Below are 13,635 nucleotides of genomic sequence, written 5' to 3'. Positions count from 1 at the left end.
CTTTGCTATACGCTGTAGTACATGTCGAACTCAACCGGGTGAGTTGTCATGTTAAGTTTAGTAACTTCTTCAGACTTAAGGTCGATGTATGCATCAATCATGTCGTCAGTCATAACGCCACCTGCTTTAAGGAAGTCACGGTCATTATCAAGGGCTTCAAGCGCCATTTCTAGCGAGCTTGCAACAGTTGGGATTTCTGCTGCTTCTTCTGCTGGTAGGTCATACAAGTCCTTATCCATCGCATCGCCAGGGTGGATCTTGTTCTTAATACCGTCAATACCCGCCATAAGCATAGCAGTGAATGCTAGGTATGGGTTAGCTGTTGGGTCAGGGAAGCGTACTTCGATACGACGCGCTTTATCGCTAGTTACGTGAGGAATACGAATAGACGCAGAACGGTTACGTGCAGAGTATGCAAGCATTACCGGTGCTTCGAATCCAGGAACCAGACGCTTGTATGAGTTAGTTGAAGCGTTAGCAAACGCGTTGATTGCACGCGCGTGTTTGATGATACCACCAATGTAGTAAAGTGCTTCTTCAGAAAGGCCTGCGTACTTGTCACCCGCGAAAATGTTCACGCCATCTTTAGAGATAGACTGGTGGCAGTGCATACCAGAACCGTTATCGCCAACAAGAGGCTTAGGCATAAAGGTAGCCGTTTGGCCGTATGCGTGTGCAACGTTGTGAACAACATACTTGTAAACTTGGATTTCGTCCGCTTTCTTAACTAGCGTGTTGAATTGGCAAGCAATTTCGTTTTGGCCAGCCGTTGCTACTTCGTGGTGGTGCGCTTCGATAACAAGGCCCATCTCTTCCATAACCAGGCACATTGCAGCACGGATATCGTGAGCAGAGTCCACTGGTGGTACTGGGAAGTAACCGCCTTTAACGCCAGGGCGGTGTGCCATGTTGCCGCCTTCGAACTCTTCGCCAGAGTTCCACTTTGCTTCAGAAGAATCGATCTTGTAGAAAGAACCCGCCATGTCAGTGTGGAAGCGTACGTCGTCGAATAGGAAAAACTCTGGCTCTGGGCCAAAGAAACATGTGTCACCGATGCCAGTTGATTTTAAGTATTCTTCTGCGCGGCGAGCAACTGAGCGCGGGTCACGCTCGTAACCTTCCATTGTAGAAGGTTCAACGATGTCACAACGAATATTTACTTGTGTTTCTTCAGCGAAAGGGTCTACAACACAGCTTGTTGCGTCTGGAAGAAGCACCATGTCTGATTCGTTGATGCCTTTCCAGCCAGCGATTGAAGAACCATCGAACATTTTACCTTCTTCGAAAAACTCTTCATCAACAACGCTCGCAGGAATAGATACGTGTTGTTCCTTACCTTTTGTATCGGTAAAACGTAAATCTACAAACTTCGCTTCACTTTCTTTAATCAGCTCTAATGCCTTTTCTACTGACATCGTGTCCTCCAGGTTTAATGTAAAAATGCGGAGTGATCAGCTTCACCCCAACAGTGGCAAAAGTGAAAGCGATTATCATGCCATCTATATGTGCGCCTGATTCTGCGGCATAGACGGGCATATATCACTTCCGTTTGAATTAAATTGCACCGGGTTGGTGCATTGATGCACCAATATGGTGTTTGCACTTAATGGTACGACGTTCAGCCTAGATTACTTTGCAACGTACCGCTACCTGTTCTGAATAATTCAGTGCAACCAGATGATTGTTTGGTGGACAAGTACCTGAAATCTAATAAAACACATTTCTATCAAAAAAAAGATGCGCAAACGTCGTGGTTTTTCTGTACAATCCGCGCAAATTTTTCTATCTGCATTTTTTTGCAACAAATCTAACGCATACTCCTTTCCACTGAATGGAAGTAGACGTTGATTTACACAGGCTCTATATAAGCATGAATACCACTGATATTAATAAATTGCGTAACATCGCAATCATCGCCCACGTTGACCACGGTAAAACCACCCTGGTAGACAAACTGTTACAGCAGTCTGGCACCCTTGAATCTCGAGGCGAGCAAGAAGAGCGCGTAATGGACTCGAACGACATCGAGAAAGAACGTGGCATTACCATCCTAGCTAAGAATACAGCGATTAACTGGAACGACTACCGTATTAACATCGTAGATACTCCAGGACACGCTGACTTCGGTGGTGAAGTAGAGCGTGTAATGTCGATGGCTGACTCTGTACTTCTACTTGTAGATGCGCAAGAAGGCCCGATGCCCCAAACTCGTTTTGTTACGCAAAAGGCATTTGCTCAAGGTCTTAAGCCAATTGTTGTTATCAACAAAATCGATAAACCTGGTGCGCGTCCTGATTGGGTAATGGACCAAGTTTTCGACCTATTCGACAATCTGGGTGCAACTGACGAACAGCTAGATTTCCAAGTTGTTTATGCGTCTGCACTTAACGGTTGGGCATCACTCGATGCAGATACTAAAGAAGACGATATGACGGCATTGTTCCAAACTATCGTTGACCAGGTTTCTCCGCCTGATGCAGATATCGACGGCGCGTTCCAAATGCAGATCTCTCAGCTTGACTACAACTCATACGTGGGTGTAATCGGCGTAGGTCGCGTTAAGCGTGGCTCTGTAAAGCCTAACCAGCAAGTTACGGTTGTAACAGCTGATGGGCAGAAGCGAAACGGTAAGGTTGGTCTAGTATACGGTTACCTTGGTCTTGCTCGTCACGAAGTTGAATCAGCTCACGCGGGCGACATCATTGCAATTACAGGTCTTGGCGAACTTAAGATCTCTGACACTATCTGCGACGTGAACACAGTAGAAGCGCTTCCTCCACTTACGGTTGACGAACCTACAGTAACCATGACGTTCCAGGTAAACACGTCTCCATTTGCGGGCAAAGAAGGTAAGTACGTAACGTCGCGTAATATTTTAGAGCGTCTTAATGACGAGCTAGTTCACAATGTGGCACTTCGCGTTGAAGAAACACAAGATCCTGATAAGTTCCGTGTATCGGGCCGTGGTGAACTTCACCTAGGTATTCTTATCGAGAACATGCGTCGTGAAGGTTACGAGCTTGCTGTTTCTCGTCCAGAAGTAATTTTGAAAGAAGTGGATGGCGAAACACAAGAACCATACGAAACGCTAACGGTTGACTGCGAAGAACAGCACCAAGGCTCAATTATGGAACAGCTTGGTCTTCGTAAAGCAGAGATGACCGATATGTCTCCTGATGGCAAAGGTCGCGTACGTATTGACTTTATCATTCCAAGCCGTGGTCTAATTGGTTTCCAAACAGACTTTATGACAATGACATCAGGTTCTGGCTTGCTATACCATACGTTTGATCACTACGGTCCATTTAAAGGCGGTATTATTGGTAAGCGTAAGAACGGTGTACTTATCGCCAATGCAAACGGTAAAGCACTGACTAACGCGCTGTTTAACCTTCAAGAGCGTGGTCGTCTATTTATCGGTCATGGTGTTGAAGTATACGAAGGTATGGTTATTGGTATTCACAGCCGTGACAACGACCTTACTGTTAACGCGCTTAAAGGTAAGCAGCTTACGAACGTTCGTGCCTCTGGTACAGACGAAGCGCAAACTCTAGTTCCACCAATCAAGATGTCACTTGAGCAAGCGCTTGAGTTTATCGATGACGATGAACTAGTAGAAGTAACACCGGAGTCTATCCGTATTCGTAAGAAGCTTCTTACAGAAAACGAGCGTAAGCGTGCGTCACGTGCGCCTAAGTCGTAAAAAGGCTTTGCTTATAAAATACCCGCCACGCGCGGGTATTTTTTTATCGGTATTAATGTGAATAACGATAAAATATCGACCAAAGGTTAGTGGTTATGTGCTACGTTTCCATCTAACCTTATTTAGTAGTAAGAGTGATGAGGATACTGTAGTGCTTTCTGTTGCGGTAATCGAAGATGATCAGATAACGCTAGACTTAATAACTGATGCCCTTGAAACGCAGTTGGGCGCTACGGTTTACCCTTTTAGTAGGAGTAAGTTTGCAAGGGATTTCCTTCTCCAACAAACACCTGATTCCCTCAATCTTATTATCAGCGACCAGGTCATGTCAGACTATGACGGTTTAAGTCTACTCAAAGCATGTCGGTCTGCTAATCTACAGATCCCTTTCTTACTCATAACAGCGGACCCCAGCAAGGACGTTGTCGTAGAGGCTAAGAAGCTTCAAGTTGCGGGTTTTCTCGCAAAGCCGTTGAATATGAATGAGCTAATTCAAAAATCACAAAAGGTTGCCGCACCGTAATCGAGTAATAACTCCTAGCCCTAACAAAGCGCATTTCGATATAGCCAAACATGAAACGAAGCTAGTTTCTACTACGTTAAACTTCTACACTGTACCCACATAGTCAAAAGCAAACAGGATGCAATGTGAGCGCGTTATTTGATAAAACACCCTCAAGAGACGATACGTTTTCTTTCAAGTGGCAAAAATACAAAGGTAAAGACATTATTCCGGCATGGGTTGCCGATACTGAATTTCGTTGTGCCCAGCCAATTCTGGAGGCTATTTCCAGCTACGCAGAGCACGGCAATATGGGGTATGTTTTGCCAGCGCATCATCAAGGTGCTATTGACGCTGTTATACGATGGCTGAAAGTGAAACATCAATGGGAAATTAAACCAGAGTGGCTGGTATGGACACCTGGGGTGGTTCCTGCTTTTAACGTTGCATGTAAAGCATATTGTGAGCCGGGCGATAAGGTGCTAATACAAACGCCGAATTACCCTCCATTACTTGCTGCACCTAGACTCAATGGTTTAGAGCGTGTTGATATTGGTACCGTTAAAGCGTCAGATAGAAATGACAACGAGCGATATACCCTTGACTTCGATGCATTGGAAAAAGAAGCAGCGGACCCAAAATGCAAGCTGTTTATACTTTGTAACCCAATGAACCCGGTAGGGTCGGTTCTTACGCAAGCTGAACTGGATCGCATTGCTGAAATTTGTAACGCCAACAACGTTAAGCTTTGTTCTGATGAAATTCATTGCGACCTTATTCTAGAAGACGGCAAGCAGCACATTCCAGCGGGTCGTGAGAAAAACCTTGCTGAAAATAGCGTTACGCTGATGGCAGCAAGCAAAACATTTAACATAGCGGGTTTGGGCACGTCTTTTGCCATTATCCCCAACCGTCAACTGCGTCAGGCATTTACCAACGCCGCAGCGGGCATAGTACCTTGGGTGACAGTGTTGGGTTTAGCGGCAACAGAAGCGGCATTCACGCGATGTGACGACTGGCACCAGCAGCAAATCGATTATTTGCGAGAAAATAGGGATATGGTGTTTAACACGATTAATAGCATTGATGGGCTTAAAATGCTTAAAGCTGATGCGACATTTCTTGCGTGGGTAGACGCCAGCGGACTCGGTGTAGAGAACGTTCAAGAGTGGGCCGAAGAGAAAGGCGTAGGTCCTTCGCCTGGCGTCGACTTTCACAAGGCGGATCATTTCAGAATTAACTTTGGCTGCAGTAAAGCGATGCTTCAAGAGATCCTACAGCGCCTCGCCAGCTAAATAGAATAGGGGGTAGAGTCATGAATCTGCCCCCTAGCTTACGGCTGTTAGCTAAAAACGCCTATTAGTTTATACAAACCCAAACCAATCACCGTGCCCACCACAACAAAGCCGGCTAAGTTACTTTTCCATGTATTTCTAAATTCTCCCAGTGCAGAACTCTTATTCATAACGACCAGTAGAAAAATGGCAATAATGGGCAGTAAAAGCGCGTTTGTAGCTTGAGCAAACAAAATGGCGGGTAGGGGCTTAAAGCCAAGTGCCGCAACGCAGACACCTACTACGATGATTATAAACCATACTGCTTTGAAGCCTTTGCTTTGCATATTATCAGATAGACCTAGCGCACCGGTTACCGCGTAAGCGGCAGCTAGCGGTGCAGTGATAGCACTGGTTAAGCCTGCAGAAAACAGCCCCAACGCAAAAAACCATTGTGCTTTATCACCTAAAGCGGGTCTAAGTTGTTCGCCCATATTTGAGGCATCCATGGTAGCGGCTTGGTTAAAAAATGCCATCATTGCCGTGGCCATAACAATAAGGGTGATAAGCCCACCCATGCTAATAGCTTTTGCAGATTGATTTCGACACGCGATGACCGCTACTTGTTTATCTTGGCCTTGCGATGATTTTGCAACCAGGCTAGCGTGAAGAAACAAGTTGTATGGCACTATGGTGGTTCCAATTAGTGCTAATACCGTTGTAATGGCATCTGCGTCCAGTCGCGGTGAGATTAACTGACTAAACATGGCAGCAAGATTAGGTTTGGCTACCAACAGCGTGATAAGAAATACACCAGCCATAATAAAGACTAAATACACCAGTACTGTTTCTATCCACCGGTAGCTTCCTGACCATAGCAAAATGATGGCAATAGTACCTAGAATACTTGCCCATGGACCTATGCCGATGTCTATGAAGGCGTCTAATCCAATGGCTGCACCGGTTAAATTACCTGATTCATAAGCAGCGTTACCTATGCCTATAGCACACACAATAAGCACCACAAACATATTCTTGAGCCATGGGGTATAGGCCATATCTTTCATCGCACTCGCTAAGCCCTTACCGCTTGCTACCCCAAGACGCGCCGCCATATCTTGTAATACGATGGTTGCGAAAATGGAGAAAAGCAGTGCCCATACGAGGTGAAAGCCAAAGTTTGCTCCTGCTAAGCTTGCTGTAGTTACTGTTCCTGGGCCAATAAACGCGGCCGCGATGATGTATCCTGATTTATCTTTTGCCATTGCAACGACTCTTAGTTAAGTTTTGCTATCATGACAATAGGTAGGCGAGCACGCAACAGTACCGCTAAACCAATACAGTAACAGATTGGTTTTAAACCTATTGTCGCGAGCCCAATGCTGATGAGCAGCAAAGAGGGCGCGCAGACTACCGTTTCGTTAAATAGAACGCAAATTAAATTAGGAATGAGTAAGGTGAAAAATACATTTCCGATAGATTCAATAAAAGAGGTGTTATCTTCATCTGCGTTGAAAGGTGTTCTGCCGAACGTTTATCATGTTGACGGGATGATTTTTGCTGTTGCCGCTGCGCCTGAAATCCCTATGCCTGAACAATGGATGCCTTGGTTGGTTCAGCCCAAGGACAATACTCTTTTAAAAGACGATGTAGATGAACTTGCCGACGCACTCATGAACGGGCTTCGTGCACATTTGGATGCCATGCGCAAACAATTGCCACCTTTGCCCTTATCGCTATTAGAGCCAGACGAAAGTCACGGTAATATCAGACCGTCACATGAATTAGTACACTGGCTAAACGGCCTTTTGCAAGTACACAAGCAGCTTGAGCCCATTTGGCACGAGGCTTGGCAGAAACTTGAGCAACAGCGAAACGAGCGTTCTGACAAAGAGTCGCCTGAAGCGCGTTTGTCACGTTGCCTTAAACTTTTTACAACGTTGGCAAATGTTGATTTGGCGCTGAAGTATAGAAGTGAAGAGCAGGCTGAACAGCTCGAAAGCAATTTAGCACTACTTATTAATCAACTACTGTCATTACTTAATGATTACACTGCACTAGCTGGTGAGTTGGCTGAGGCATTACCAAACCAGTTTGAGACCTTCACACAACCCCGTCAGTAGTTCGTGAAAGAAGAGAGCGTTAAGCCAATAACTTAGCGTTGACGTTGCTGACGGCGCTGGTTTAGCGAGTGTTTCAACGATGCAGTATAAAGGTCAAGCTCGTGTTTTGCTCGCTCGTAACGTTCATTTAGAATGCTAGATTCAGGCTCTCGTATAAGCGCTTTGAATGCGAGGTCGGTTTGTTTAAGCAGGCTTTTCAAATGTTTATTACTATCATCCATGTAATAACTTTCCAATGAAACGTCGTTGTAATCTCGCGCAATATGCCTTTACTACGCATAGCGCTATAAGCACTTTGAATGAAGCTGGCGTATCAGTAGCTTACTGGCATACGCGCAACTTCAAAAGGTTTATAGCGGTTTCACAACAGCCAGGCATACTATTGCAAGAATAATAATGACGGGCGCCTCATTGAGAAACCGATAAAATTTTGGCGAATGCCTGTTTTCATCTCTAGCAAACTGCTTTAACAGTTTTAACAAATAGAAGTGATAGCCATATATAGCAAGTAGCAATAGTAATTTAATATGCAACCACCCTGACATTTTAAACCAAGTTCCGCCGTAACTAACAATAAGTGCCACGCCGAATACTAAGGTAAATAAGGCAAACGGCGTTACAAACATCCACAGCCGTCGTTCCATAACTTTGAATTCATCTTTAACAACCTGAGATGTTGTAGAAGCGTGATATACGAATAATCGAGGTAAGTAAAAGAGCCCTGCCATCCATGCCAGCATGAAAAAAATGTGAAGCGCTTTAAACCATAATATGTACATACTAATAGTGTGCCTTTTGTAAGAAGCTTTGTAATATATTCCACGTTACTACGCCAATGATATCGTTAAGCTCCTGATCATAGATATAAACTGCGCCAGAGCGCGAATTTTTAAGGTGTTCGTATACTTCGTGCAGCGTAGACTGTGCGCTAATACCTTCCATTTCGTAATAGTTCAACGCTGTTGCATCGTGTTCCAAACTCACATTGTATTGGACCAGCTTATACTGCACATCTATTTCAAATTTTAACTTCTGAACCACAATTGTTGTGGGATTACTCTCTAGGTAATTAAATAGAGCTTGCTCTGGGGCGTCGTGGAATAGCTTGTAATCTGTATTCATTGCCGCGAGTACACCTGTCTTTTCAAGTGCTTCACGAATAGATGAAATTGCATAAGGAAGGTTCTGATAGTCAAGCTGCCGTATGAAAATAGAACGGTTACCAAAAAACTGTGTAGAAGTAACGTAAGCTGGCACGATGACCAACATGGCGGGTAAAATAATTTGAGGGCTATAGGATAACTCCATAACCGCAGAAAGCGCCGCAAGAGGAGCATGCAACACAGCAGTTAACATACCGGCTATGCCTAAGAGGGCGAAGCTGTTTGTAAATTCGGGAACGTCAACAAAGTACGATAATGGCAATAAAAGTACGGCGCCAGCGAGCATCCCAATGACCATTACCGGGCCAATGATCCCTCCTGGAATACCGAGTCCAATTGCAAATACCGCCAAAATTACTTTAAACACCAAGGTAGAGACCAACAACAACGCGCCAGGAGAGCTGTCAAACAAATGCTCAACGTCGATAAAGTTGGCGCCAAGGGCTTCAGGTATAAACATGCCAATGGTACCGGTAATAAGCGCAGCAAGTATTAAACGCCACACCATTGAAACTGGCCTGAACCAGGTCATTACGCGCATAAGCTGGCTATTGAACAAAACTGCCAACATGCCTAAAAGAATACCTAATACTACTAAGTAGAAATACATCCATTGACTAAATGCATTGAACGATAAAAACGAAAGCTCGTTTACCTCTCCAAATACAATGCGAGTAAGCACAGAGCCGCAGGCAGCAGCCAACATGACAGGAACGAAAATATGTATTTTGTATTCTCTCAGTACCACCTCCATCACGAAAATTACAGCGGCGAACGGCGTGTTGAATGATGCCGAGATCCCTGCCGCAATGCCGCAGCCTGCGAGTATTCGAATACTGTTGTACGGCAAACGCAGCCATTGTCCCAAAAAACTACTGCCTGAGGCGCCTAAATGTACTGAAGGGCCTTCTCGACCGACAACGAAACCTCCAGCTAGGGCTAACATGCCTCCAAAAAACTGGTTAATGGTGGTTCTAAAGGGAATATGGCCGTAATAGTACTTCACTCTGTGAATAACAAAGGGAATGCCTAAACGGTAGTGTTTGAAGCCTGTAAGAAAGGCGATAAATAGAATTAATCCTACGCTGACAAATGGCATGATAAGCCAAACTAACCAGTCGTAGGTAACAAGTGACTGAAGTGAGGTAACGCCTGTTTTTTGTAGCCACTCTACGCAAAGCCTAAACAGTATAATGATGAGCGCCGCGCAGGTTCCCCCTACAATGCCCAGCATGCACAACTGAATGGATGTGCGTGGATGAGCTACTTCCTCTCTTAAAGCCTGCAAGCGCATGTTGTGGTACAGTAGATTAACGTAAAAAGAAGCTTACCATAAACACCTAAAATACATAATGTTTAGAGCGCTTTAGCGCGCAGTGTTTTTTGTTGACGTAGATATCATGACGACAGATCAGTTAAAAGAAGTATTAGGCAATTACAAGTGGACCTTGCTTGTGGCGGTTATTATGACCGCCATGGTTGGATTCGGCTACCAGTTAGCGCGATTTATTGATAAAGGTGACAGCAAAAAAGTACAGGCTCAACAGGAAACGATAGCAATTCTATCTGAAGACAATAATGTGCTTACCACAAGAGTTAACCAGCTCGAGGTTGCCCTGGAATTAGCTAAACTTGAAACAGAGGATATAACGAATAAGGTAACCGAGCAGAAAAAAGAGCTTGAGGCACAACAGGAGCTGCTGAGTTTCTATGAAAGGGTTATGGCACCTGAAAAAACCAATGGCGGCTTCGCCATTGAAGGGGTGGAGGTATTTAAGCTGAGTGACAACACCTATCAACTCAGATTAGTTTTATTGCAGTCTAAACAACAAAAAGCGGTAATCAACGGTAACCTACAGGTTATCGTTGCAGGCCTGCAAAACGGTAAACCTGTTACCCTTAAATCCGGAAATTCGAATTTGCTCGCCGAAGATATCAAGTATCGTTTCCGCTTTTTCCAAGCCGTTAACGTAACTCTCACTATTGACGAGAACATAGACGTCGAGTCCATTGCTTTTTCAACCACGGTTTATCAATATAAAACCCGCAAAGGTAACTATGAAGTAAGCGTGCCGTGGAATGAAGCGCTTTCTGTCGAAATAGAGTAAACGTTGTGGAACCGCGGCATCAATAGCCGTTTATTAGTTAAATGAGGAAAAATCCCGTTTCTTAATAGGGCGCTAGTGAAAGAAGGTAAGTAGTTATACCGGACCATCGACTTCGCGCTTTTTAATGCGTAAGACGCCGTATCTATTACAACTACACCCTCGACCTACTATTATCCATGTTTAAGGCGTGCCGAGATCCGCACGCCTTGTTATTGCACGCCTAGTTTTCACAACGCCTTAGCTCGAAAGCGTAACTGTGCCTTTCATGATGCCGATGTGACCAGGGAACGAGCAGAAGAACATGTATTCTTCGTCTTTGCTCAACCCCTCAACAGAAAAAGTCGTAGTGGTTTGTTCTCCGCCGCCAATAATGTCAGTTGCGCCAATTACGCGCTCATCATCTGGCTTGACGTAATTATTGTCTAAACCCGCATTCATGCCATCTGTTGCCACTGCTTGTCCGTTGGCTTTTGTTGTCATTACCCAGTTATGGCCCATAGCTTGTTTAGGCAATTGACCTGTGTGCTTCAAAGTCACGGTAAACTCACTACAACTCGCAGGAATAACCACATTCGACGTGTTGAACTGCATAGCATCGTTTGATTCCACAGTCACTTCGCATTCGTTAGCAAATGCACCAGAGGCCAAAAGGAAAAGGGCTGTGCCACCAAGTAACTTCTTAATCATAAAAATGTCCTTTGAATTTTGATTAACTTTACCTACGGGAGGTATTAAACGACTCGATTTTGATTACGAAAAAGAATAGCACTGGATCATTATAAATGCTAACGATTATCATTTATATTTGATTGTTATGTAGAACGAGCTCTTCTGTATTCATCGAGCTTTTTATTTTTAGATGTATAAGGAATGCACATGTCTTCGATACGACATACGGCTCAACGCGTTCGAATTGGATACAACGACGATGTGTTGAACATGGCGTTTTTAAAAAATTATCTAGATGGCGTGACTTGTGTTGCCAACTTATTACGAAGCGATAGAGACAAGTTTTCGGTCTATAAAAATGCGGTTGAGGTGCTTTATGAAACCCTGTGCGATCCGCTAGTTGGTCGGCAATGGCGGCGTGCCTGTTTAGATAACTTATACAAGCCGTTGCTTAAAGCCGAACGCTACGCGCATAACGAGAGTGATCGAATTGCGCTTGCGAGAATAAAAATAGACATGAACACGAGAGGGCCTGTTGACCTTTGATGTTCAGTAAAGAATAACAGCCCCTAGTACCCATTTTTTATAATTCACTGTCTAAGGGGCAGTGCTTTAATGCCACCAGCCTTAATAGGGCTTCGATTTAAGCGTGTTAACCACGCTTAAAATTAGTCATATCAACACAAGGAAACGAGTCATGACAGCAACACGCACAGAACGCGACAGTATGGGCGAGCTTCAGGTCCCCGAAAATGCACTCTACGGCGCGCAAACTCAGCGTGCCATTCAAAACTTTCCTGTTAGCGGGCAATGCATGCCCGAAGCCTTTATACGCGCGTTGATCACTGTAAAAAAAGCCGCGGCACAAGCCAACATGAAACTCAAAGTGCTGGACAACGATCGCGGTCAAGGGATAGTTCGAGCCTGTGATGACCTGTTGGCACTTGATGATGTGATGCAGCATTTTCCCGTTGATATATTCCAGACTGGCTCAGGTACCAGCACAAACATGAATGCCAACGAGGTCATTGCTCGCTTAGCTTCTCGTTATTCTAGCGAAGAGGTTCATCCGAATGATCATGTAAATTACGGGCAAAGTTCAAATGATGTGATCCCTACCACCATTCACGTTAGCGCGGCTATTGCATTGTCAAACGAGCTTATACCGGCCGTTGAACGTTTAGTTCGTACTATTGAAGTTAAAGCAAAGTCGGTAGCGCAATACTGTAAAACCGGACGCACTCATCTCATGGATGCGATGCCTGTGGGCATGGATCAAAGCTTACTGGCTTGGGCTTCTCAGCTTAAGCAGCAGGTTAAAACCCTGCGCGCTGTGCAGCCAGCTATTCAAACCCTTGCCCAAGGAGGCACTGCGGTGGGTACAGGTGTAAACGCCCATGCGGATTTTGCTACGACATTTTCAGATACACTCGTTGAACTGACCGATATCGCGTTTAAGCCCGCTGACAATTTTTTTGCATTGATTGGCTCTCAAGACACAGCAGTGACGCTTTCCGGTGCGACAAAAAGTCTGGCTGTCACCCTTATGAAAATTGCTAATGACTTGCGCTGGATGAATTCTGGGCCTTTGGCGGGCTTGGGTGAGATTGCGCTGCCTGCACTGCAGCCAGGTTCATCAATTATGCCCGGCAAGGTAAACCCGGTTATTCCAGAAGCGGTGGCGATGGCTTCAGCACAGGTAATAGGTAACGATACGGCGATTACTATAGGTGGGCAGTCTGGGAATTTTGAGTTAAATGTAATGCTACCGATGATTGCCAGCAATTTGCTTTCAAGTCTGTCGCTAATGACTAACAGTGCAACGCTCATCGGCGAGCAGGCAATTGAGGGCTTTACGGTAAATCAAGATAATATTGAACCTGCGCTTTACAGAAACCCTGTGCTCGTTACCGCGCTCAACCCTGTTATTGGCTATGCTAAAGCCGCAGAAATAGCAAAAACAGCCTACAAAGAAAACAAGCCTGTTATTGATGTGGCTGAAGCGATGACAGATATCCCAAGAGGCGAACTAGAATCACTGCTAGACCCGAAAAAACTTACTACACCTTAAGCGCTGTAGTGAAACGAAGATG

Annotated in this window: 14 protein-coding genes; 7 read left to right on the top strand and 7 right to left on the bottom strand. The window is 44.9% G+C overall.

Features of this window, described 5'->3' with window-relative positions:
* Positions 1-5 precede the first annotated feature (5 nt).
* Positions 6-1,415: a glutamate--ammonia ligase gene (glnA, locus tag BK026_RS10695; protein ID WP_071815848.1), complete on the bottom strand. Its 1,410-nt coding sequence runs from the start codon at positions 1,413-1,415 to the stop codon at positions 6-8.
* On the bottom strand, positions 1,384-1,536 hold the full coding sequence (locus BK026_RS19665) for a hypothetical protein (RefSeq protein WP_177247903.1): 153 nt from the start codon (positions 1,534-1,536) through the stop codon (positions 1,384-1,386). The genes glnA and BK026_RS19665 overlap by 32 nt, the downstream gene beginning before the upstream one ends.
* Positions 1,537-1,870: 334 nt before the next feature.
* On the opposite strand from BK026_RS19665, the gene typA reads away from it, so the two are divergent.
* From typA to BK026_RS10680, 3 genes are all read left to right on the top strand, one after another.
* Positions 1,871-3,703: a translational GTPase TypA gene (typA, locus tag BK026_RS10690; RefSeq protein ID WP_071817603.1), complete on the top strand. Its 1,833-nt coding sequence runs from the start codon at positions 1,871-1,873 to the stop codon at positions 3,701-3,703.
* 97 nt (positions 3,704-3,800) lie between these two features.
* Positions 3,801-4,226, top strand: coding sequence for a response regulator (locus BK026_RS10685; protein WP_256253772.1), 426 nt, complete (start codon positions 3,801-3,803; stop codon positions 4,224-4,226).
* 125 nt (positions 4,227-4,351) lie between these two features.
* Positions 4,352-5,500, top strand: a complete 1,149-nt coding sequence (locus BK026_RS10680; RefSeq protein ID WP_071815847.1) for a MalY/PatB family protein — start codon at positions 4,352-4,354, stop codon at positions 5,498-5,500.
* 47 nt (positions 5,501-5,547) lie between these two features.
* On the opposite strand, the gene BK026_RS10675 is transcribed toward BK026_RS10680, so the two are convergent.
* A complete protein-coding gene (locus tag BK026_RS10675; RefSeq protein ID WP_071815846.1) occupies positions 5,548-6,744 on the bottom strand; it encodes an Nramp family divalent metal transporter in 1,197 nt (398 codons plus the stop codon).
* 183 nt (positions 6,745-6,927) lie between these two features.
* Here BK026_RS10675 and BK026_RS10670 point away from each other — a divergent pair, with 183 nt between their 5' ends.
* On the top strand, positions 6,928-7,602 hold the full coding sequence (locus BK026_RS10670; protein ID WP_071817601.1) for a UPF0149 family protein: 675 nt from the start codon (positions 6,928-6,930) through the stop codon (positions 7,600-7,602).
* Between the two features lie 32 nt (positions 7,603-7,634).
* On the opposite strand, the gene BK026_RS10665 is transcribed toward BK026_RS10670, so the two are convergent.
* The 3 genes from BK026_RS10665 to BK026_RS10655 all read right to left on the bottom strand — a co-directional run bounded on the left by BK026_RS10665 (position 7,635) and on the right by BK026_RS10655 (position 10,059).
* Positions 7,635-7,823, bottom strand: coding sequence for a hypothetical protein (locus BK026_RS10665; RefSeq protein ID WP_071815845.1), 189 nt, complete (start codon positions 7,821-7,823; stop codon positions 7,635-7,637).
* 129 nt (positions 7,824-7,952) lie between these two features.
* Positions 7,953-8,381, bottom strand: coding sequence for a CopD family protein (locus tag BK026_RS10660; protein WP_071815844.1), 429 nt, complete (start codon positions 8,379-8,381; stop codon positions 7,953-7,955).
* Position 8,382: 1 nt separating this feature from the next.
* Positions 8,383-10,059 carry a chloride channel protein gene (locus BK026_RS10655; RefSeq protein ID WP_071815843.1) on the bottom strand — a complete coding sequence of 559 codons (1,677 nt, stop codon included), beginning with the start codon at positions 10,057-10,059 and terminating at the stop codon, positions 8,383-8,385.
* Between the two features lie 106 nt (positions 10,060-10,165).
* Here BK026_RS10655 and BK026_RS10650 point away from each other — a divergent pair, with 106 nt between their 5' ends.
* Positions 10,166-10,873, top strand: a complete 708-nt coding sequence (locus BK026_RS10650) for a DUF6776 family protein (RefSeq protein ID WP_071817600.1) — start codon at positions 10,166-10,168, stop codon at positions 10,871-10,873.
* Between the two features lie 237 nt (positions 10,874-11,110).
* On the opposite strand, the gene azu is transcribed toward BK026_RS10650, so the two are convergent.
* On the bottom strand, positions 11,111-11,560 hold the full coding sequence (azu, locus tag BK026_RS10645; protein ID WP_071815842.1) for an azurin: 450 nt from the start codon (positions 11,558-11,560) through the stop codon (positions 11,111-11,113).
* A 189-nt stretch (positions 11,561-11,749) separates the two neighbouring features.
* Between azu and BK026_RS10640 the strand changes: the two genes are divergently transcribed.
* Both BK026_RS10640 and BK026_RS10635 read left to right on the top strand, forming a co-directional pair.
* The gene (locus BK026_RS10640; protein WP_071815841.1) at positions 11,750-12,088 is read left to right on the top strand and encodes a hypothetical protein; all 339 of its coding nucleotides are present in this window, start codon (positions 11,750-11,752) and stop codon (positions 12,086-12,088) included.
* Positions 12,089-12,239: 151 nt separating this feature from the next.
* Positions 12,240-13,613, top strand: coding sequence for a lyase family protein (locus BK026_RS10635; protein WP_071815840.1), 1,374 nt, complete (start codon positions 12,240-12,242; stop codon positions 13,611-13,613).
* The last annotated feature ends 22 nt before the right edge of the window (positions 13,614-13,635 follow it).

The sequence above is a fragment of the Alteromonas sp. V450 genome, from assembly GCF_001885075.1.
In the GTDB taxonomy this organism is placed as follows: Bacteria; Pseudomonadota; Gammaproteobacteria; order Enterobacterales; family Alteromonadaceae; genus Alteromonas.
This window is presented reverse-complemented; position numbering and strand designations above follow the sequence as displayed.

Excerpts from the sequence above, each read along its gene's own strand:
- BK026_RS19665 (WP_177247903.1), bottom strand. The coding sequence starts at position 1,536 with ATGCCCGTCTATGCCGCAGAATCAGGCGCACATATAGATGGCATGATA.
- BK026_RS10675 (WP_071815846.1), bottom strand. The coding sequence starts at position 6,744 with ATGGCAAAAGATAAATCAGGATACATCATCGCGGCCGCGTTTATTGGC.
- BK026_RS10635 (WP_071815840.1), top strand. The coding sequence starts at position 12,240 with ATGACAGCAACACGCACAGAACGCGACAGTATGGGCGAGCTTCAGGTC.
- BK026_RS10650 (WP_071817600.1), top strand. The coding sequence starts at position 10,166 with ATGACGACAGATCAGTTAAAAGAAGTATTAGGCAATTACAAGTGGACC.
- azu (WP_071815842.1), bottom strand. The coding sequence starts at position 11,560 with ATGATTAAGAAGTTACTTGGTGGCACAGCCCTTTTCCTTTTGGCCTCT.
- BK026_RS10640 (WP_071815841.1), top strand. The coding sequence starts at position 11,750 with ATGTCTTCGATACGACATACGGCTCAACGCGTTCGAATTGGATACAAC.
- glnA (WP_071815848.1), bottom strand. The coding sequence starts at position 1,415 with ATGTCAGTAGAAAAGGCATTAGAGCTGATTAAAGAAAGTGAAGCGAAG.
- BK026_RS10665 (WP_071815845.1), bottom strand. The coding sequence starts at position 7,823 with ATGGATGATAGTAATAAACATTTGAAAAGCCTGCTTAAACAAACCGAC.
- typA (WP_071817603.1), top strand. The coding sequence starts at position 1,871 with ATGAATACCACTGATATTAATAAATTGCGTAACATCGCAATCATCGCC.
- BK026_RS10660 (WP_071815844.1), bottom strand. The coding sequence starts at position 8,381 with ATGTACATATTATGGTTTAAAGCGCTTCACATTTTTTTCATGCTGGCA.
- BK026_RS10670 (WP_071817601.1), top strand. The coding sequence starts at position 6,928 with ATGAGTAAGGTGAAAAATACATTTCCGATAGATTCAATAAAAGAGGTG.
- BK026_RS10655 (WP_071815843.1), bottom strand. The coding sequence starts at position 10,059 with ATGCGCTTGCAGGCTTTAAGAGAGGAAGTAGCTCATCCACGCACATCC.